The organism is Mucilaginibacter sp. OK268 (assembly GCF_900103125.1).
Taxonomy (GTDB): Bacteria; Bacteroidota; Bacteroidia; order Sphingobacteriales; family Sphingobacteriaceae; genus Mucilaginibacter.
The window spans coordinates 168905-189541 of sequence record NZ_FNJV01000010.1 but is presented as its reverse complement, the minus strand read 5'-3'; the positions used below and the strand labels follow the sequence as shown (position 1 = coordinate 189541).

Annotated in this window: 16 protein-coding genes; 13 read left to right on the top strand and 3 right to left on the bottom strand. The window is 45.3% G+C overall.

Features of this window, described 5'->3' with window-relative positions:
* The first annotated feature begins 111 nt into the window (after window positions 1-111).
* The 5 genes from BLR84_RS25255 to BLR84_RS25235 are packed head-to-tail and all read left to right on the top strand — an operon-like array spanning window position 112 to window position 7351.
* Window positions 112-1485 carry a TolC family protein gene (locus tag BLR84_RS25255; RefSeq protein WP_176852153.1) on the top strand — a complete coding sequence of 458 codons (1374 nt, stop codon included), beginning with the start codon at window positions 112-114 and terminating at the stop codon, window positions 1483-1485.
* Complete coding sequence (locus tag BLR84_RS25250; RefSeq protein ID WP_090473043.1) at window positions 1482-4646, top strand: efflux RND transporter permease subunit; 3165 nt, start codon at window positions 1482-1484, stop codon at window positions 4644-4646. Before BLR84_RS25255 ends, BLR84_RS25250 begins: the two co-directional genes overlap by 4 nt.
* The gene (locus BLR84_RS25245; RefSeq protein WP_090473042.1) at window positions 4643-5728 is read left to right on the top strand and encodes an efflux RND transporter periplasmic adaptor subunit; all 1086 of its coding nucleotides are present in this window, start codon (window positions 4643-4645) and stop codon (window positions 5726-5728) included. Before BLR84_RS25250 ends, BLR84_RS25245 begins: the two co-directional genes overlap by 4 nt.
* 7 nt (window positions 5729-5735) lie before the next feature.
* On the top strand, window positions 5736-6185 hold the full coding sequence (locus BLR84_RS25240) for a chromate resistance protein ChrB domain-containing protein (protein WP_090473041.1): 450 nt from the start codon (window positions 5736-5738) through the stop codon (window positions 6183-6185).
* A complete protein-coding gene (locus tag BLR84_RS25235; protein ID WP_090473040.1) occupies window positions 6170-7351 on the top strand; it encodes a chromate transporter in 1182 nt (393 codons plus the stop codon). The genes BLR84_RS25240 and BLR84_RS25235 overlap by 16 nt, the downstream gene beginning before the upstream one ends.
* 83 nt (window positions 7352-7434) lie before the next feature.
* Here BLR84_RS25235 and BLR84_RS25230 read toward each other — a convergent pair whose 3' ends face one another.
* A complete protein-coding gene (locus BLR84_RS25230; RefSeq protein ID WP_255367045.1) occupies window positions 7435-7632 on the bottom strand; it encodes an Arm DNA-binding domain-containing protein in 198 nt (65 codons plus the stop codon).
* Window positions 7633-8248: 616 nt separating this feature from the next.
* Here BLR84_RS25230 and BLR84_RS25220 point away from each other — a divergent pair.
* The 3 genes from BLR84_RS25220 to BLR84_RS25210 all read left to right on the top strand — a co-directional run bounded on the left by BLR84_RS25220 (window position 8249) and on the right by BLR84_RS25210 (window position 9590).
* Complete coding sequence (locus BLR84_RS25220) at window positions 8249-8569, top strand: ArsR/SmtB family transcription factor (RefSeq protein WP_090473037.1); 321 nt, start codon at window positions 8249-8251, stop codon at window positions 8567-8569.
* Window positions 8566-9066: an SRPBCC family protein gene (locus BLR84_RS25215; protein WP_090473036.1), complete on the top strand. Its 501-nt coding sequence runs from the start codon at window positions 8566-8568 to the stop codon at window positions 9064-9066. The genes BLR84_RS25220 and BLR84_RS25215 overlap by 4 nt, the downstream gene beginning before the upstream one ends.
* 89 nt (window positions 9067-9155) lie before the next feature.
* Entirely contained in the window at window positions 9156-9590 is a 435-nt protein-coding gene (locus BLR84_RS25210; RefSeq protein ID WP_090473035.1) for a VOC family protein, read from the top strand.
* A 374-nt stretch (window positions 9591-9964) separates the two neighbouring features.
* On the opposite strand, the gene BLR84_RS25205 is transcribed toward BLR84_RS25210, so the two are convergent.
* Both BLR84_RS25205 and BLR84_RS25200 read right to left on the bottom strand, forming a co-directional pair.
* Window positions 9965-13378, bottom strand: coding sequence for an ABC transporter permease (locus BLR84_RS25205; RefSeq protein ID WP_143013995.1), 3414 nt, complete (start codon window positions 13376-13378; stop codon window positions 9965-9967).
* A 452-nt stretch (window positions 13379-13830) separates the two neighbouring features.
* Entirely contained in the window at window positions 13831-15039 is a 1209-nt protein-coding gene (locus tag BLR84_RS25200; protein ID WP_090473033.1) for a hypothetical protein, read from the bottom strand.
* 146 nt (window positions 15040-15185) lie between these two features.
* Between BLR84_RS25200 and BLR84_RS25195 the strand changes: the two genes are divergently transcribed.
* From BLR84_RS25195 to BLR84_RS25175, 5 genes are read left to right on the top strand one after another with little or no spacing between them, the layout of a single operon-like run.
* Complete coding sequence (locus tag BLR84_RS25195) at window positions 15186-16808, top strand: carboxylesterase/lipase family protein (protein ID WP_090473032.1); 1623 nt, start codon at window positions 15186-15188, stop codon at window positions 16806-16808.
* A 12-nt stretch (window positions 16809-16820) separates the two neighbouring features.
* Window positions 16821-17684, top strand: coding sequence for an alpha/beta hydrolase (locus tag BLR84_RS25190; RefSeq protein WP_090473031.1), 864 nt, complete (start codon window positions 16821-16823; stop codon window positions 17682-17684).
* Window positions 17685-17687: 3 nt separating this feature from the next.
* On the top strand, window positions 17688-18983 hold the full coding sequence (locus tag BLR84_RS25185) for a CitMHS family transporter (RefSeq protein WP_090473030.1): 1296 nt from the start codon (window positions 17688-17690) through the stop codon (window positions 18981-18983).
* A complete protein-coding gene (locus BLR84_RS25180; RefSeq protein ID WP_090473029.1) occupies window positions 18984-20318 on the top strand; it encodes an acyclic terpene utilization AtuA family protein in 1335 nt (444 codons plus the stop codon).
* Window positions 20308-20631 carry an AtuA-related protein gene (locus BLR84_RS25175; protein WP_090473028.1) on the top strand — a complete coding sequence of 108 codons (324 nt, stop codon included), beginning with the start codon at window positions 20308-20310 and terminating at the stop codon, window positions 20629-20631. Before BLR84_RS25180 ends, BLR84_RS25175 begins: the two co-directional genes overlap by 11 nt.
* Window positions 20632-20637: the final 6 nt, after the last annotated feature.

Sequence of the window (20637 nt, the reverse complement as noted above, 5' to 3'; positions counted from 1 at the left end):
GCAGGTTCTACTTCAGTAAAATCCATTCTATTTTCCCGCCCGAAATTCTCATAGCATTGTGCTTACAAATACAGCACTGGATTTCCAGCTATGAAACATCCCGTTTTATCTATGCATTCAAAGATTGGCCTGCTTGCAGGTATACTCCTTTGTTTTTCGCTGCCCGAACGAAGTTACGCGCAAGGTAAATCTTACCTCGACTCTCTGCTTCGGACAGCTACAGCCAATTATCCCCTGATCAAAGTCAAAAGGTTGCAAGCCCAGGCCCTGCAATACGCGGTGAAATATAAACAGAATGGCTTGATCCCATCGCTCAATGCTTCTTACCAGGTAGATTACGCGACAGCCAATAACATTACCGGTATGATCTACCCACAGTATATCACGCCCATCAGCGGACCGCCCAGCAAGGGTAATGATTACAGTGGAGTACCCGGCAGCGCCGCCGCACTCAACCTGCAATGGGAACCCATCACTTTTGGCCAGCGTGGTGCCGAAATTGATTTGGCCAAAGGCCGACTGCAATATGGACAGGCAGATGAGAACCTGACCTTATTTCAGCACCAAATTTATGTGATTGGTGCCTGGTTGAATTACCAACTGGTGAGTGACCTGATCAAGGTTTATCAGTCCAATATCAATAAATCGGCTTTTAACTTAAAGCAGGCACAAACTTTAGTGGTCAGCGGTTTAAGGCCGGGCACCGATTCCTCCTCTTTTCATTCCGAATATACAAGGGCAGAAATGCAGTTAATCGCTTTTGAAAGGCAAAGGGATTCCACATTGATCGCTTTGAAAGAACTGGTCGGCGGTAAATTACCGGCTGGTTTGCCAGCGGACTCTTCGCTCTTCAGCAATCTTCCGGCCATTACTTTAGCCGATACTTCAACTACCGATCACCCGGAAGTGCAATTGGGAAAGGCAAATGTCAGCGCGAATGAACTGGCCTTAAAATCATTAAAGAAAAGCATATTGCCACATTTGACTTTGTGGAGTACCGGTTATGGCAGGGGTTCAGGCATTGGTGCTGATGGTTCGGTCAATTCAAGTGATGGCTGGCGCTTTCAGCGGTATAACTATGGGGTTGGCGCACAGATCGCTTTCCCTATACTGGAAGTTTTCAGGCAGAAACCTTTGTGGAAACAGCAGGAGCTCCTTACCGCATCCAGCCGGGAACAGCTGGCGCAAACTGAATTGCACCTGAACACGCAAAAGGAGATCGCGGCATCCAACTTTCAAAAGGCGGTACAATCTGCCAGGCTGGCACCGCTGCAATTCCATTCTGCTGAGTATTCCTATAAAGCTATCCAGTCCAGGTATAAATCAGGATTGATCAATTATTATGATGTGATCCAGGCGCAGCAGCTTTTATTTCAGTCCGCGGCTACTGTGAAGATAGCTTATTATGGTGCCTGGCGAGCTTTGTTAAACGAGGCCGCCTATAGCGGCAGCCTCAACCTGTTTTTAAATCAATACGGCAAATGAATATTATCCAATTTTTATACGCCTCACTAAGAAAGCCGGTCACGATCATAGTAGCCGTTATTGCTATCATTTTCTTTGCAGTGGTATCCATCAAAACCATGCCTGTGGATATTTTTCCTAAGCTGGGGACACCTACCATTTACGTTGCCCAAACCTATGGCGGTCTTTCTGCCGAACAGATCGAAGGTTTCGTGACTTCTTATTACGAATATCATTTTTTATACGTAACGGGTATCAAATCCGTAGAAAGCAAAACCATACAGGGCGTTACCTTATTAAAACTCAACTTCTACGAGGGCACCGATATGGGCCAGGCCACCGGGGAGGTAGTATCCATGGTGAACCGGGCACGAGCCTTTATGCCGCCGGGAACCGTGTCGCCCTTTGTCACCCGTTTTGACGGCGGCAGTGTTGCCGTGGGCCAACTGGTTTTCAGTAGTTCAACCCGGTCTTTGGCCGAAGTGTCGGATCTGGCCTTATTTAAGGTACGCCCCATGTTCTCCACGCTGCCGGGCGTTTCCGCACCTCCGCCATTTGGCGGTAACCAGCGCTCGGTGCTGATCAAAGCCGATCCCAATAAATTACGCAGTTACGGCATCAGTCCAGAGGAACTGGTAACCGCCATCGCTAAAGGAAATACCATCCTTCCAGCGGGTAATTTGCGGGTGGGTGACCAGATGCTCATTGCGCCGCAAAATACAGTGGTAGATAATATCCAGGAACTGGGCAATATTCCGGTGAAAACCGGCAGTGGTCCTGGTGTTTATGTGCATGACCTGGCGCAGGTGGACAATGGCGCTGATATTACGGCAGGTTACGCGCTCATTAATGGCAAGCGTTCAGTTTATATCCCGGTAACCAAACGGGCTGATGCCTCGACCTGGGACGTGGTACAAAAAGTAAAAGCTGCTATACCAGATATGCAGGCGGCCATACCGCCGGATATTAAAGTCAGTTATGAATTTGACCAATCAGACTATGTAATTAATTCCATCAAAAGCCTCATGACAGAAGGTATTTTAGGCGCTTTGCTGACCGGTTTAATGGTGCTGCTATTCCTGCGCGACTGGCGTGGTTCACTCATTGTTGTTTTAACCATTCCGCTGGCCTTGCTTTCAGCCGTGATCTTTCTGAAGCTTTTTGGTCAAAGCATCAATATCATGACGCTTGGTGGTTTAGCTTTGGCTATCGGCATATTGGTGGATGAGGCGACGGTAACTATCGAAAATATTCATCATCACCAGGAAAAAGGCGAACCGAAAGGCCGGGCTATACTGGAGGCCTGTAAAGAGATCGCTTTACCCAAACTGCTGATCCTGCTTTGTATACTGGCCGTATTCTTCCCGGCTTTCTTCATGTCCGGCATTCCAAAAGCCATGTTCCTACCGCTTTCCCTTTCGGTTGGTTTTGCGATGATCGCTTCTTTCCTGTTATCGCAGTCCTTTGTACCGGTCATCGCCAACTGGCTGTTCAAGGATAAATTGGGAGATAGCGCGAAAGAAGGTAAACGGATGACCCGATTTAAAGAGCGTCATGAAAACTTGATCCAGCGCCTGTCACCGGGCAGAAACATCCTGATACCTGTTTACCTGGTGCTTTCCATCGCTTTAGCGGCACTGCTTTTCTTTACCGTTGGTAAAGAGTTATTTCCAAAAGTTGATGCAGGGCAGTTCCAGGTGAGATTAAGGTTAAAGGAAGGTACGCGTATAGAGCGAACGGAGCAAAGTACAAAACAGTTGCTGCACCTGATCGACAGTATTTCCGGCGGAAATAAAATCGCCATCTCCTCTGCCTATGTTGGCCTGGTAGGTTCAAGCTACCCGGTCAGTGTGATCCATTTATGGACCAGCGGGCCGGAAGAGGCTTTGTTAAAAGTTAAATTCATTTCAGGTGCAGGTATTCATCTGGATGATTTTAAGGAAAAGGTACGCCAGGCGGTTAGTACGCAGATGCCCGGATCACATATTTCATTTGAACCGGCAGACCTGGTGGAACAGGTGATGAGCCAGGGAACAGGAACACCGGTACAGATACAGGTTTTGGGTAGAAGCCTGGTACAGGACCGGGACTTTGGTAAAAAGATCGTTGAACAGTTGAAAAAACTACCTTACCTGCGGGATGTGGCCTACGGCGCACCACAGGGTTACCCAGCCATGAAGATCGAATTTGACAGGGTGAAACTGGGGCAGTTAGGCCTGACTGTGGAGGATGCCGGTAAATCACTGGCCGCGGCTACCTCATCCAGTCGTTTTACGCAGCCTAATTATTGGGTAGATAAAGCAGCCGGAACCGCCTACCAGGTACAGGTGCAGGTACCAGAACTGATCATGAACGATCCGGGACAGGTGGATAACATCCTGTTAAGTTCCGCCGGCGGCAAACAGGTTTATATGCGGGATGTAGCGACCTGGAAAATGGGTAATACGGAGGGCGAGTTTGACCGCCTGAATCAAAAGCGCTTTATTACGATTACTGCAAACTTACAGGGCAATGCACTAGGTTCCGCCATCCATGATATTGATAAAATTATTTCAAAGACAGGCAAGCTGCCGGAAGGGATGAAGATTCAACAGCCAGGACAAGCTGAAGTGTTTTTACAGACTTTCCAGGAATTGCAAAACGGTATTTTACTGGCTATCGTGATGATCTTCCTGCTGCTGGCCGTAAATTTCCAGTCGTTCCGCTTATCGCTGGTTATCACCTCAGTTATCCCCGGTATTTTAGCGGGCAGCCTGCTGTTGCTTTGGATCTGCGGCAAAACACTGAATATACAATCTTATATGGGCTGCATTATGGCGGTTGGTGTGGCCGTAGCTAATGCCATCCTTTTTGTAACGCAAGCGGAAAAACATCGGCGTGAAAAACTAAGTGAGCCCTATTTACAGGGGATCAAAGACCGGATCAGGCCAATTCTGATGACCAGTTTAGCCATGATAGCCGGGATGATCCCGATGGCTTTGGGCTTGGGCGAAGGCGGCGACCAGACGTCACCTTTAGGCACAGCCGTTATCGGTGGCCTCATCTTTTCCATGTTCTCCAGCCTGATCATATTACCTTTAATTTACCAGTCGTCCATCGGGAATCGCCCTGTACCGGTAATTTCTCTTGACCCGGATGATCCTGCAAGTAAGTATCACCTCTTAACCGAAAATCAATCATGAAAGCTATAAAATATATCTACTTCATCCCGGTTTGCCTGCTGGCAGCCTGCGGGGGCAATCAGGCAGAAAAAGCAGCCCCGCAGGGTCTGCCGGAAAAGCCTGTGGTTAAACTGATCACGCTGAAACTGGAACCTGTTTCCAATAAATTGAACCTGACCGGCGAAATTATCCCTTTTGACCGCGCTAATATTTATGCCCGTACACCGGGTTATGTTAAAGACGTGAAAGTAGATATCGGTTCTAAGGTTACGAAAGGACAGATACTGTGCATCCTGGACGCGCCTGAATTAAAAGCCGCCCAGGCTCAAAGCCAAAGCAATAGCATGGGTACCAGATCCAAATATGAATCCAGCAAATCAACTTATTTACGGTTGTTGAAAGCTGCGCAAACACCCGGTGCAGTGGCGGATAATGAACTTGAAATTGCACACAATCAAATGCGGACGGACAGCTCTGTTTACCAGGCTTCCCGTTCGGCAACGCAAGCGAATAAAGCACTGGAGGATTACCTTGTGATCCGTTCGCCCTTTAATGGTGTGGTGACCGCAAGAAATATATTTAAAGGCGATTTTGTAGACAATACGGGTAAAACGCTATTGTTCCGTGTGGAAGATAACTCATCTTTAAGAGTGGATGTCGCCGTTCCGGAAGCTTATAACTCAACCAAACTAAAGGGTAATGAAGCAACTTTTACCGTATCGGCCAATCCGGGGCAGGTCTTTAAAGCTAAGCTGGCCCGGAAATCGGATGCCATTGACCCACAAACCCGGAGCGAAACCTGGGAGCTTACTTTTTCGAATGCGAATGGCTTGCTCAAACCCGGTATGTTCGCGCAGATCGTATTGCCGGTCAGCCGCCCCAAAGACGGGTTCCTGGTTCCTTTTAAAGCTGTGGTGACCACGCAGGAGCGCAAGTTCGTGATCAGGGTAGAAAACGGAAAGACGAAATGGGTGGATGTTAAAACCGGGTTTACCGGCAAAGAAAAGACGGAAATTGCGGGCGATTTGAAACCCGGCGACCAATTGGTGGCACAGGCCAATGAAGAACTGAAAGAAGGTATAATCGTTCAAATAAAACAGTAGCACAATTATGAAATGGATCACCCGTGAACGGCCAAAAATTGACCGTATTGCCTGTCCCTGGCTTATTAAAAACTTTGTTGACCCTACTGCAAAGTTCATTTTTGTACCTAAAGATCAGGTTATTGACCAGGCTAAGATACAGGATGCTATACCTTATGATATTGCGGGTGTAGAATATACCCATGAGGGCGAGCGCTGCACCTTTGATTATATTATTAAAAAACACAGCTTGACCGACCCAGCGCTACTGCAAATCGCGGAGATCGTCCGGGGTGCGGATACGGCGCGTTTTGACCTGGCACAACAGGCGGCGGGGCTTTGGGCCATTTCAGCAGGGCTGTCTTATAACTTTAAAGACGACCAGGAACAACTGGCATTCGGATTAATCATTTATGATGCCCTGTATAGCTGGGCCAAATATGTACAGGAGGAAAAACACATATGGCAGAGCAAATAATCAAATCCAAACCAGCTTATTCTTTGCTGGATATTACGAAGTATTTTTTAAAGTTGGGCACCTGGGGGTTTGGCGGCCCGGTAGCTTTAGTTGGTTATATGCAGCGTGACCTGGTGGAGAATAAAGAATGGCTGACTGAAGAAGAATATAAAGAAGGATTGACATTGGCTCAATTAGCACCGGGACCTTTGGCTGCTCAATTGGGTATTTATATAGGCTTTGTTCATCATGGGCTGATCGGCGCAACGCTGACGGGACTGGCTTTTGTTATTCCGTCATTTATTATGGTGGTACTGCTTGGCATGGCTTACCAACTTTATGGAGGACTGGTCTGGATGCAGGCCGTATTTTATGGAGTGGGTGCAGCCGTGATTGGCATCATCGCGATGAGCGCCTATAAACTGACCGTTAAATCCATTAGTAAATTTGAGATACCTGCTATGAAATCCGAATGGTTGTTGTGGCTGTTTTATATAGCAGGGATCGTAATTACCGTTATTACCGAAAGAGAAGAAATAGTATTTTTCTTGGGCTCCGGTATTTTATATATGCTGATTAAGGCACCGCCGCAATGGATCAAAAAACCTGCTGTATTACCGGCCGGAATATTGATCAGTACCGGCTTTTGGAAATATGACGACAAGACCTTACAGGAAATCGGCTGGTTTTTTGCCAAAGCAGGTGCTTTTGTATTTGGCAGCGGCCTGGCCATCGTGCCGTTTCTGCATGGTGGCGTAGTCAAAGAATTTGGCTGGCTGACAGAAAACCAATTTGTGGACGCAGTTGCCGTGGCCATGATCACACCGGGGCCGGTGGTGATCACCGTGGGTTTTATCGGTTATCTCGTCGCCGGTTTTCCGGGAGCTTGTGTAGCAGCATTAGCTACTTTTCTGCCATGTTATTTATTCACTGTTGCCTTAGCACCATCATTTAAAAGGATTGCCAAAAATACGAGTATCAAAGCGTTTGTGAAAGGCATCACAGCAGCGGTGATTGGTGCTTTGGTCGGTTCGGTGATTGTGATTGGAATGCGTTCGATCACGGATATCCCGACCGCTTTAATCGCTATAGCGGCAGTTCTCGCATTGCTGTATATTAAAAAAATGCAGGAGCCTTATATTATTGGTATTGCAGCGATCATTGGCTTATTGATTAAAGCATTATAATTGAATACCAAGCAACTTTTATTATTTATAAATCTCCCGAATAATTCTTAAAATTCTATCTAAGTGCTCTAGTAGATTCCCATTCACCCCTCAATGCGACATTCCTTTGGAATTATCATCCGGTGGTTCTCTTCTTTTGTGCTGATAGCACGACCTGCATGGCTGTTCCATTTGGACGGATCACATTCATGTCCGGCAGACATGTCTACGCGTTTACCATTTACGGTAATGCGCATGTAGACGGCCATAGGGCCACGTTTGTAGTTTTTTTGCTTTCTCAGGTAAAAAGCAGGTAGAAATTACTTTTAATAATTACAGGCTTAAAAGTGAAACAAAAGTAAGCTTGTAGCCTGTTATTACCAAAATGCCAATAATTGAATATATTGGTAATCAATTCGGTGCGTAGTGTTTTCCCATTTAAGTACGCACCGAATCTGCCTCTTTTTTGTTGCGATTTAGTTCGAAAAATGACGTTTTGATGGAAACAAAAAAATGCAATCATTTGATTTACAGGATTTCATCACCTTTCGATATTGTTTTAAGTAGCCTTAGGGAAAACTTTTCGAACCCCTTTTTATTGGATTTGCGTTTATTGGCAACTTCTTAAACCATTGATATTTATGCATTTAAAATATTGACTTGCTAATGGAGATCTCTTTTTTAGCATAATTTAAAAATGAAATATAATCTTACAAGCGGTGGTGCCAAGTCGGGCGAGCTGAAATGGGTAAGCAAAAGACATAGGCCGCTCGCCTACGTTCAGTGTAACGAATGCCACCACAACACTAAAACTTCAGATCAATTTGTCTCAACAAAAAATAATTGCAATAAATTTGCGCAACTTAAAAGTTGCATATATATTTGCAACCCAAAGGTTGCGCAATTGAATATTAAAAAATGAAACAAGATATATTCCAGGCCATAGCTGACCCAACACGCAGAGCTATTTTAACTTTAATTGCTATCCAGGCATTAACACCAAATGCAATGGCCGAAAAATTTGATATGAGCCGGCAGGCAGTGTCAAAACATATTAAAGTATTACACGAATGCGAATTGATTAAACCTGAGCAGTCTGGCAGGGAAATTTATTATCACTTTAATGCAAGAAAAATGCAGGAATTTGACAATTGGTTAGCCCAATTCAGGCAAAGCTGGGAAACTCAGTTTAATCAACTTGATAAAGTATTATCAACAATTAAAAAACAGAAAAAATGAACAACGATTTGCTATTTGATTTTACTGTTGACAAAGCAGCGAAAACGATATTTATAACAAGAGAATTTGATGCCGGACTTTCTTTGGTATGGGATGCTTTTACTAAACAGGAAATACTAGACCAATGGGCAGCACCAGCACCTATGCGCTGCAAAACCAAATATATGGATTTCAAAGTTGGAGGGCGAAGATTTTATGCCATGATAAGCCCCGAAGGGCAAGAACGCTGGATAATACAGGAGTATACTTCCATTACTCCCAAAACCAATTTTAAACTGTATAATTCCTTTGCAGATAAAGACGAAAACCCTGAATTGCCGGGTTCTGAATGGGATCACAATTTCAGCGAACAAAATGGTATAACAAAAGTGAACATTACCATTTTTAATGAATCGCTTGAACGAATGGAGAATTTACAAGAGGGCTTTAGGAAAGGGTACACTGTTATGTTAACAAACCTGGAAAATCTGCTGAAATCTTTATCACAGAAATTATAAGAAAAAAAATCTACAATCGCATTGACAAGAGAAATGCTGAAAACCGAAAAGAGCAAACAGAAAAACTTAACCATTTAACCATAAAAATCATGAGAACAATTAACCCCTGGGTCAACTTCAATGGCAATGCCGAAGAAGCATTCACTTTTTACAAATCAGTTTTTGGCGGAGAATTCGCAAAGATTATTCGTTTCAAGGACATATCAAGCCCTGAATTTCCGGTAGCAGATAATGAGGCAAATAAAATAATGCACATTGCCCTGCCGCTTGGCAAGCACAATGTGTTAATGGCCAATGACGTTCCCGAATTTATGGGACGAACAAACGAAAACGAGAACAGGTCTAAAATATCAGTTAGCGCAGAAAGCCGTGAAGAAGCAGACAAAATATTTAACGGATTATCAGCAGGGGGAGATGTTGAAGGGCCGATTGGCGACAGTCCCTGGGGTACATATGCTGGAATGTTTAGAGACAAATATGGTATTGAATGGATTGTGGAATTTGACCCAAATTACAACGGGTAAATTTAACAGGGAAAACAACGAACACCTAACTTTACATTATTTTTCCCCTTGCTGGTGCACGCGTGCCGCGTGTTCCGAAAATCAAATCGAAACTACAAAGCCGCTTTACTTTTGTAAAGCGGCTTTGTAGCCTTGAGTGGCCGAATCTCGAACTTTTTTCACAGAGATTTGAAACGGTTAGCGAATATTTAAGGGTGACACCTCAAGTTTTTATTCGCTTAAATTCAGCACGTTACGTCATTTTTCAATTACCTTCTATTTCGGGATGTTTGATTCTGTGTATTTTACTTAACATAATATATATCGTGTTAGTCATGATTTTAATAAAAGGCTTCCTTTAAGGGGCAAATTAAAAAGTCGGCATACCTGGCTTGCTATTCTGTCTTCAAACTTTTTATCGGGTTTGCCAATGCGGCTTTTATGGACTGGAAGCTTACCGTTATTAATGTGATGAGTATAGCGCCAATAGCTGTAACAACAAATATCCACCACGTGACATCGGTGCGATACTGATAGTTACGCAGCCAGTTGTGCATAAAATAATACGCTACAGGCGAGGCTATTATTATTGACAAAAACACCAGTATGGCAAAGTCTTTCGATAGCAATTGCCACAAAGTGAATACGGAAGCGCCAAGTACCTTGCGTATACCTATTTCTTTAATACGCTGTTCGGCCACGAATGATGCCATGCCAAACAGACCGAGACAGCTGATAAATATTGCCAGCCCAGCGAAAACAGTAGCCAGCTTACCGAGGCGTTCCTCATCACCGAATTCTTTAGCATATTCCTGGTCAACGAAGTGATACTCAAATAGCTGTTCAGGATTATAGGTTTTTAAAACAGAAGCGATGTTGCTAATAGCTTTACCGGCGCTCATTTTCGGACTTATCTTTAGCAGTAAACAGCCTCCCGCCCATTTCGCTAAAAAATCAACCATAGGTGGCACCTGTCCGTAAGGCGAACGGTTAATTATGTCTTTAGTTACGCCTATGATCTTAAACCGTTTGCCATAAAAGGTTATGTAGTTTTCTGTCGGTTTTTTCATGGACATAAAATCAGCTGCTGCCTGGTTGATGATCACCGCTGATGAATCGGAAGGGAATGTCCGTGAGAAATCACGGCCAGCGCTAAATTCCCAGCCAATGGTTTTTCCATAATCGTATGAAATATCGTCCTGACTGAAACTGGCATCCAGGCTAGGGTCTTGTCCAGGCCATCCCACGCCGCCGGTAGTCCCAGCAACTTTGTTAGGTGGAGCGTCTGCTTCGGCCATTTCCGTAATTGTGCCATTGCTCGCAAGGGCCTGTTTTATCACATCAAAATGTTGGTGGAGTTCAATAGTTCGGATGGGAATAGCAACCAATCTGTCCTGGCTATAGCCTATAGGGCGGTCCTTGGCAAAAAGTATCTGTCGGATAACTACAATGGTACCGATGATCAGCACAATGGAAACAGTAAACTGAAGTACTACCAGTACTTTACGCGGGACCGAAGCGAGCCGCCCGACCCGGAACACCCCCTTCAATACCTTCACAGGCTTAAATGACGACAAGTAGAGTGCCGGGTAACTGCCGGTGATAATAGCAGTGATAAAGCTTAGACCAATTCCGGCGAGCCAAAACGCCGGGTTGTTCCAGGGAATGACGATTTGTTTACCAGTCAGCTGATCGAATGCTGGAACACTTAACACGACCAATAGTATGGAGGCCAAAAATGCCAGCGATACACAAAGTAACGATTCAGTGTAAAACTGGTGTATCAATTGGCTGCGGGATGAACCTATTGCCTTACGAATACCTACTTCGCGCGCGCGTTTCTCAGACCTGGCTGTACTTAAGTTCATGAAGTTAATACAGGCCAGCAGCAGTACAAACGCACCTACAATACCAAAAAGCCACAAAAATTGTATTTTGCCACCGATATTTTTTCCGTCCTTAAACGCACTGTACAAATGCCATTTACTCATTGGCTGCAGGAACAGCGCCGGTTTCGCTTTAGCTGAAACCGGTTTTAAATGCCGCAGTTGTTCATCCTTGATTTTTAAAGACACTTCCCCGATGTCGGCATTGTCAGCCAATTGAACATATAAATTAACTTTGCCTGGCCCCCATGGCTCGCGCATTTCGCTCAGTCTATAATCTGTATAATAACGGTCCCAGCAACCAATAAAAGCCAGACCGGCAAGTGTAGTATTTTCGGGCAGATCTGCATAAACGCCGGCTACTTTCAGGTTCTCCAGGTTGTTCAGCTTCAATATTTTTCCCATCGGGTCCTCATTCCCGAAAAGCGCCTTAGCTGTCGACGCCGATATGAGCACTGATGTTGGGTCCTTTATGGCATCGCGCCTGCCCCGGAGCATATTTAGTGTGAACAGGTCCGGACCGCCGGATTCCATAAAGGCCCCTTGTTCAGTCAGTTTTTTGTCGCTTACCCCCAGTATATAATCTCTCGGGAGCGTCGACATTGCTACAGACTTAAAATCGCTGCCATAGTTTTTGCGCAACGCGGCTGCCAGGGGATATGGCACCTGGAACGAGGTTTTCACTTCGCCATTGTTGGTCACATTTTGCGCCACCTCGGCTATATGGTGATAATTATCGTGATACTTATCAAATGATACTTCATCCAAAATCCACAAACTGATCAGCATTACCACTGCCATGCCCACTGCAAGGCCACCTATATTAATGAACGACAATACCTTATTCTTAATAAAGTTGCGCCAGGCAATTTTGAAATAATTTTTAAACATATAATTGCGATTTAATTTTACAGGAGCCCAACTTGGAGGGCTTCCTGAACGCAATATTACCGACGGCAAGTGTGATGGGATGGCCAACTTATCATTTGGCAACTCTTTTTTCAGGCCGTTCTTGTATTCCACCGGGGTTTTGCCGGTCATCTCTTTGAAAACGCGGTTGAAAGTTCTTTGGGAATTAAACCCCGACTCGTAGGCGATCCCCAGCAGTGTGAGCCGGTTGTGGGCCGGGTCTCGCATCTTCCGGGCAGTTTCACGAACCCTGAACTCATTAATAAAGTCGCTGAAGTTTTTCTCCATCCCCACATTAATAATCCGCGATAAATCGTGCGGATGGATATTCAGCTTTACTGCCAGGGAGGTCAATGTCAGTTCGGCATCCTCGTAAAGACGATTTGCGGCTACGGCTTCCTTTAGCCTGCGGCTTTTTTCCTTTGCATCATATTTATCTGTTATCGGCGTGGTCAGTTGTGTGCTGCTATCCGATTTTAGCATCACTTCGGCGGCCACGCCAATAAGCACAAAAGCAACGGTAAAGCTCAAGACATCATTAAACAGCCATAACATGCAAAGCAAGGCGAGCAAATGCAGGGCCTTATCCAACCGGCGGAAAGCAAAGCGCGGCCTATCCATTAGCACCGGTTGCAAGCGGTTATAAAAACGCTGTATCAACCGGTGTGACAGGTATAAATAAATGACAACCGAAATTAGCACCAGCCAGCCCGGCATCCAATACGTAACCAGCAAAGGGCAAAAATGCAGAATATCCTTTCGGGCAAATTGTAGATTTGGTGACGTCATCAGCCGCACATAAAAATACAACAGCGGCCCTAGAGCTGGTAAAAAAATCGGCGAAAGCCCGCCAGTCTTCAGTACAATTACAGCTAAAGCGGCACTTAAAAACAGGTTGGCTGTTTGGCCTTCCCTTTTTGCGAATGCTAAAAGTAGCGCAAGTGTAAACCCCGAAAACAGGGTTGCCATGGCGACCACATGGTACAGGTTAATATGGAATATATCAGGATTCAAGTAATTCAAATAGCCCAAAGGCTGTTCCAAATTTACAACATATTGATATATACAAAATTATGCGATGATAAATATGTTTTGCTGCAACGGAAGCTAACATAGGGCGTTCGGTTTTGGGGTGGGTAGGGGCCATTGGTTTCGCCGGTTTGTTGTTTTGTTACGAATAAGTATACCAAACAAAAAGCCGCTTTACTTTCGCAAAGCGGCTTTGTAGCCCGTAGGGGAATTCTTTGAACACTTAATGGAGTTTTTAGAGGCTGTTGGGCCGATTTTGGAAGATGAAAACAAGATTTCACGTGCCTGAAATTTTAAAATGTAGATTATCTATTTTTTGTGGTTCGAGCCCAGCCTCAGGAAGCTTTTCAACCTAGCGGTAAGAAAAAATTAACTGACTCGAGATTGCCTCGTTATTACAGATCAGCATCCAAGACATTTATAATTCAAATAATACCTCAATGCGTATTTGTAAAATGTTTAGGCAGCAATAAGGATGTATCACCGGGCCGAGAAAGTAAAATACTTTTCTCATCGAGTGTTTGTTTCAATCTTTTATCGCCAATCGTATCCAGCAGTTCATTTTTCAAATAAAAAAAACGAATTGCATTGCCGGGTGATTGCCATTTAATTATTTTACAACTACAAGCTGCGTTTTGCGGCGTATTTATAATCTCCTCTATCCGTCCCCTTTTGCCTTGTTTGATGAAAAGCTCCCGTATGCCGATGATCCTGTTTTTTTTTCCCTGGTCAAAGTTCCAGGAAGCGGATATGACATCCACATAAGGCCTGCCTTCATCCAAACGCATCAATGATAGTTTAGGCGACTCGATGCTATCCCGGTCGTTAACGACATGTGAGTGAATGGAAACCAGCCAGGCTGCCTCAAACTGCATATAGCCCGCATGTTCGAAATTAGACCCGTAACGGATGAATTTGAAGTAACCATCCTGGTATTTCACATCCATGATATTAGAAACAATTTTATGGAATCGCCCGGCATCATAGGTCCGGGCCTGCGGCGATCCGGTATAGCACAGCCAGATTCCCTCCAGGCTGTCGATCTCGGCGCTTGAGGGCCGGTAGGGCAAAATGCTTAAATCACGGAAGAGTTTTTTTTCCTTTGAATTTTCTTCAGCCCAAAGAATCCCTCCAACTAATAAAATAAAACAAAGCAGGATTACAATTGCCCGATATGTTTTGATCTTTTTGGACAGCGATAATATACTGCTCTTTATAGGAAGCACATCAACGATTGGCACTTCAACAGTTGCCGGCTCATCCACTAACCCTGCATCAACTGGTTTTTGTGCAAAACCCTTTCTACCCTGTCCATATAAATAAATGTAACAAGCATCAACCAAAAATGGGCGCGGGTTCGACACGATCCCATTAATAGCATCTTTTAGCTGACCGCCGGTTATGTCATATTTGCGGAATGGGTAAACGGCAGACGCATTGTTTTCACCCGGTGGGTAATAATTATGGAAAAGGGTTTCACTGGTATTGGGAAGGCTGTTACTGATCTCGCTTAACATGCGCGCCAGGTCTTCATAATTCTTTCTGTTCGTATTTCGTTTAATACCCTGGCCGGTTGCTGCCTCGTATTTCAGCACTACCTTTGTCAGCAGGTATACAATTTCGTCCTTTCCCGTTTTGAGCGTCATATGATTTTTAGCATTTCAGGTTTGCTCCCGGTTTCGGAAACGTTTCGGAAATCAAGCAATAAATTTATATACAATTCAGCAATTTTAAAAAAGATGGAATTGAAGGTATAAATATAGATTTGTCATTCCTGATAAAACCAATTATTATGAAAAGAAAAACTACACTGTTGTTGTTAATGACAGCCATCTGCTTTTTAAATTTAACGGCCCTTTGCCAAAGTAACGATCCTATAAAAGCAGGTGAAGGTATTGCGGTCACTTCTACTGATAACGGAAAAGTCAGGGGCTATGTTCATAATGGAATTTTCACCTTTAAAGGAATCCCCTATGCGGAAGCTGACCGGTTTACCGCACCACGCAAACCCAAAGCCTGGAATGACGAGCGGAGCTCGATGACCTATGGGCCGGTTTGCCCCACCGATCCGACTACGACAGTGAACGATGCGTTTGAATTTGCTTTTAACCACGATTTGGGTTATTCCAATGAGCATTGTCAGACATTGAACGTATGGACGCAGAAATTAAATGACGGGAAGAAACGCCCGGTGATGGTGTGGTTGCATGGCGGCGGCTTTACGGCCGGCTCATCTATTGAACTGCCATCCTATGACGGGGAGAACCTGGCTAAGAAAGGAGACGTTGTACTTGTTTCAGTAAATCACCGGTTGAATGTCCTGGGTTTCCTCGACCTCTCTGCTTATGGGGATAAATATAAAAACTCAGGGAATGCCGGTCTGGCTGATATTGTTGCGGCCTTGCAATGGGTAAAAGACAACATCGCGCAATTTGGCGGCGACCCGGATAACGTCACTATATTCGGGCAGTCGGGCGGCGGCGGAAAGGTAACCTGTATGATGAATACAGCCAAGGCGAAAGGCCTATTTCACAAAGCGATCGTAGAAAGCGGCAGTTATATCACTTCTTTTACTGAAAAATCCATTTCACAGCGCGTTGCAGCTGCTTTGCTGGATGAATTACATTTGCAGGCTTCCCAGGTCGACTCCCTGCAAAAAATACCCTATGATCAATTGAATGTCGCCGGTAACAGGGCGCTAAGAAAAGTAGGAACAGCGTTGAGAAAAGAAGGAAAACCGGCAAACGTCGGCTGGAACGCGGTATTGGATGGCGATATGTTCCCTAATCAGCCGACCGATCAGGCCGCCGTGGACCTTTCAAAAAATATACCGCTACTGGTGGGTACCACTAAAAATGAGTTTGCAGCTTTCGCGCCGACCCCGAAGGGCCAGACCATAGAAGATCTGAAAGTTATTTTACAGAAAAAATATGGCGACCAGACCGACGCTTATATGGCAGCGGTGAAACAAGCTTACCCAAATACTAGCAAGCCGTTTGAATACAATGATATCGAATTCGGTTTTCGCTCATTAGCCATCAAACAAGCCGATCAAAAATCCGGGTTAAGCGGTGCGGCGCCGGTTTATATGTATCTTTTTACCTGGCAATCCCCCGTAAACGATGGTAGATACAAGGCTATGCATTGTATGGATATCGCTTTCCAGTTCGATAATATCGGGCGCTGCGAGGAAATGACCGGTGGCGGCAAGGATGCCTATGCACTTGCCTCGAAAATAAGCAGTGCCTGGATCAGTTTTGCCCGCAGCGGTAATCCCAATACGCCAGGTTTGCCAAAATGGCCCGCCTATACGTCTGCAAATGGCGCGACGATGATCCTGGATAACAAATGTGAAATGCGTGATCACCCGGATGCCGAACTGCTTAAAATAGTCAACGCTCCAAAAAAACAATAAAAATTATCAACGATGAGAAGACTCTGCTATGTTTTTGCGCTCGCCATGCTTTGCAGCCCCTTATGCTATGCTTCAAAGGTGGATACCCTTGAAATACCGAGCGCGGCCATGAATAAAACTTACAAAGCGGCCATCGCATTACCAGATAGCTATAACAAAAGCAAAAAGGACTTCCCCGTACTTTACCTGCTGCATGGCGGCTTTGGGCACTTCAACGACTGGCTGCTGAAAACGCCTGATAAAATGCTGGTGCGTAACCTGGCCGACCAATACAATATGATTATTGTAATGCCGGAAGGAGAAATATTCAGCTATTACATTGATAGCCCGGTTGATCCAAACAGCAAATTTGAAACTTATATTATCAAAGAGGTCGTTCCTTTTATCGACAGCAAATACCACACGGTCAAAGACAAAAAAGGCCGGGTGATCACGGGCTTGTCGATGGGCGGGTATGGCTCGCTTTACCTTTCTACCCGCCATCCCGAATTATTTGCGGCGGCCGGGAGCATGAGCGGGGCGCTCGACCCGAATATGACCACCTGGAACCTGACCCCGGAACGGTTTAAAGGGCTTACCAAGTTTCTGGATAAAATAATGGGGCCGATGACGCCGGATAGTTACCTGCCTTATTCTGTGGTAAATATGGCTGATCAAATCAGAAAAAACGGATTGCCCATCGTAATGGATATCGGGGTAGAGGATTTTCTGCTTGAACCCAACCGCGAATTGCACCGGCGCCTGGTATATAACCATACCCTGCATGATTATACAGAACGGCCGGGCGGCCATACCTGGGAATTCTGGCAGGATGCCTTGCCTTACCAGGTTTTGTATTTTAGTAAACGTTTAAAGGCCAATGGCGTAATGCTCTAATCCATGCTATCCATCCTCGGCTTTTTAACCATCTGTGTCTTTTTAGGGTTGATCCTTACCAAGCGCCTGTCGGTATTGCTTTCTTTAATCCTGGTACCGGTTTTATTTGCATTGATCGGTGGTTTTGGGGCGAAAGAGATAGGCGAAATGGTACTGGGCGGGATCAAACAAGTAGCACCCACAGGCATCCTGTTGATCTTTGCCGTATTATACTTTAGCCTGATGATCGATACAGGATTATTTGACCCGGTGATCAGGGGCATTATTAACCTTGCCAAAGGCGATCCGTTGAAAATTACCCTGGGAACCGCCATTTTGGCCATGCTGGTTCACCTGGATGGAGACGGTACGGCCACTTTTATGATCACCATCACTGCTTTATTCCCTATTTACAAAAAGTTGGGCATGAAGAAGCTGATACTCCCCTGCATCGTCGCGCTCAGCGTGGGCGTTATGCATTTGGTGCCCTGGTCGGGCACTGTAGCCAGAGCTTTAAATGTGATGAAAACTGACCCTGCGCATTTGATCATTCCGATTCTCCCGTCCATGATCGGAGGGATTCTTTGGGTGTTATTTGTGGCATTCTGGCTTGGCAAAAAAGAGCGTAAGCGTTTAGGCGTTGTTCAGCTGGATTACGATCACCACCAGGAACTTTCTGACGAACAAAAAGAAAGCCGCCGGCCCGCATTATTCTGGTTCAATGCGGTTCTGACCATCGTTTTGATCGCGGCGCTTATTTTGTCGCTGGCGCCGCCATCGGCTTTATTCATTATCGGTTTTGCCGTAGCGATACTGGTTAACTATCCCTCGCAGGCCGAACAAAGAAAAAGGATACAGGCACATGCAGCCAACGTGTTTTCGGTTTCTATCATCGTTTTTGCAGCCGGGGTATTTTCCGGTATACTCACCGGAACCAAAATGATCGACGCTATGGCATTATCAATGGTTTCCATCATTCCCAAAGAGCATGCAGGTTATTTGCCGGCATTGGTCGGCGTCACCAGTATGCCATTGAGTTTGGTTTTTACCCCTGATGCCTATTATTTTGGCGTAATCCCGGTTTTAAAAACCGCGGCTACCCATTATGGCATAAATTCCATAGAAATAGGTCGGGCAGCAATTTTAGGGCAGATGACAACAGGTTTCCCGTTAAGTCCATTGACTGCCTCAACATTTGTTTTGGTAGGATTGTCGGAAGTGGAATTAGCCGATCACCAGAAATTCACTTTTAAATGGGCTTTCGGTACCACTATAATTATGACCATAATAGCAATAGCATTTGGGGCGATAAGCATATAAATGAAACAGAGAGATAAAGTCCGTATTGGTTGTGGTGCAGGTTTTTCGGGAGACCGGCTCGAACCTGCTGTGATCTTAGCCGAAAAGGGTGATTTGGATTACCTGGTCCTGGAGTGCCTGGCCGAGCGTACCATCGCGTTAGCTCAAAAAAGAAAAGCGACAGACCCGGCACAAGGGTATGATCCGCTGCTGGAGCGACGCATAGCGTTGCTGTTACCCTTGCTCAAAAAAAATAAAATCCGCCTCATCACCAATATGGGGGCGGCAAACCCGGTCGCGGCAGCGGATAAAATTATTGAAATAGCAAAAAGACAAGGTATCTCCATCAAAGTAGCGGCAATTACCGGCGATGATGTTTTGAAATCTATCAGCGGCGATGAGATCGCTATGGAAACAGACAATCCTATTTCCCGGTCAGGACAAGTCATTTCAGCCAATGCCTATTTAGGTGCGGATGCTATTTTACCGGCGCTGGCAACGGGCGCCGATATTATCATAACCGGGCGTGTCGCCGATCCGTCCTTATTTGTCGCGCCACTGGTACATGAGTTTGGCTGGTCTTTGGATGATGTGGATATTATTGCTAAAGGAACAGTGATCGGACACCTGATGGAATGCGCGGGGCAAATAACAGGTGGTTATTTTGCCGATCCGGTTAAAAAGCCAATCGAGAATATGAGCACATTGGGCCATCCTTTTGCAGATGTTTGGCCGGACGGAAGTGCAACTATAAGCAAAGTTGATGAGACGGGAGGCAATATAACCTTAGCAACTGCAAAAGAACAGCTGTTGTATGAGGTAACAGATCCTTATCAATACCTGACGCCCGATGTATCAGCAGATTTCACCACGGTATACTTGAAACAGGATGGAGAAAATCGTATTAAGGTAACTGGCGGCAGCGGCAATAAAAAGCCATCCACCTTGAAAGTCAGCATTGGGTACAAGGCAGGCTTTACCGGCGAAGGGGAGATCACTTATGCAGGCGCAGGCGCACGGGAAAGGGCGCATTTAGCAGGTGAAATTATTCAGCAACGATTAAAAAACCAATTTCCTGATTTAAGGACCGACTATATCGGCCATACATCGGTTCATCCTTCTTCGCTTGCAAATGACTGTCAGCCTTATGAAGTACGTTTGCGCGTAGCCGGAAAGGCGGCCACTGCTGATCAGGCTGCGATTATAGGTGAAGAAGTGGAAGCGCTTTATACCAATGGGCCGGCGGGTGGCGGCGGGGTGCGAAAATATGTAAATGAGGTGATCGGTATAGTGTCGGTACTGATCGACAGGAACAAAATAAAACCATCGGTAATTGTGAAAAGTTATGGGCATTAAACTTTATGAGATAGCGCACAGCCGAGCAGGTGATAAAGGCAATACCTTGATTTTATCACTGATACCCTACAATGAAAAGGACTATGAGCTGCTCTGTAATCTGGTGACTGCGGATAAAGTGAAGGAACATTTCAAAGAGGTCATACATGGCGAAATTGTCCGGTATGAGCTTCCTAATATTTGCGCGCTGCAGTTTGTATGCCTGCAGGCTTTGGCAGGCGGGGTTACTACATCCTTAGTGATGGATACCCACGGCAAAACCTTAAGTTATGCACTGCTGGAGATGAATCTTGAATTGCCAGAAACTGCCTGATATTAG

Bases quoted from the DNA above. Each gene is read 5' to 3' on its own strand.
- BLR84_RS25255 (WP_176852153.1), top strand. From the start codon at position 112: ATGCATTCAAAGATTGGCCTGCTTGCAGGTATACTCCTTTGTTTTTCG.
- BLR84_RS25250 (WP_090473043.1), top strand. From the start codon at position 1,482: ATGAATATTATCCAATTTTTATACGCCTCACTAAGAAAGCCGGTCACG.
- BLR84_RS25245 (WP_090473042.1), top strand. From the start codon at position 4,643: ATGAAAGCTATAAAATATATCTACTTCATCCCGGTTTGCCTGCTGGCA.
- BLR84_RS25240 (WP_090473041.1), top strand. From the start codon at position 5,736: ATGAAATGGATCACCCGTGAACGGCCAAAAATTGACCGTATTGCCTGT.
- BLR84_RS25235 (WP_090473040.1), top strand. From the start codon at position 6,170: ATGGCAGAGCAAATAATCAAATCCAAACCAGCTTATTCTTTGCTGGAT.
- BLR84_RS25220 (WP_090473037.1), top strand. From the start codon at position 8,249: ATGAAACAAGATATATTCCAGGCCATAGCTGACCCAACACGCAGAGCT.
- BLR84_RS25215 (WP_090473036.1), top strand. From the start codon at position 8,566: ATGAACAACGATTTGCTATTTGATTTTACTGTTGACAAAGCAGCGAAA.
- BLR84_RS25210 (WP_090473035.1), top strand. From the start codon at position 9,156: ATGAGAACAATTAACCCCTGGGTCAACTTCAATGGCAATGCCGAAGAA.
- BLR84_RS25200 (WP_090473033.1), bottom strand. From the start codon at position 15,039: ATGACGCTCAAAACGGGAAAGGACGAAATTGTATACCTGCTGACAAAG.
- BLR84_RS25195 (WP_090473032.1), top strand. From the start codon at position 15,186: ATGAAAAGAAAAACTACACTGTTGTTGTTAATGACAGCCATCTGCTTT.
- BLR84_RS25190 (WP_090473031.1), top strand. From the start codon at position 16,821: ATGAGAAGACTCTGCTATGTTTTTGCGCTCGCCATGCTTTGCAGCCCC.
- BLR84_RS25185 (WP_090473030.1), top strand. From the start codon at position 17,688: ATGCTATCCATCCTCGGCTTTTTAACCATCTGTGTCTTTTTAGGGTTG.
- BLR84_RS25180 (WP_090473029.1), top strand. From the start codon at position 18,984: ATGAAACAGAGAGATAAAGTCCGTATTGGTTGTGGTGCAGGTTTTTCG.
- BLR84_RS25175 (WP_090473028.1), top strand. From the start codon at position 20,308: ATGGGCATTAAACTTTATGAGATAGCGCACAGCCGAGCAGGTGATAAA.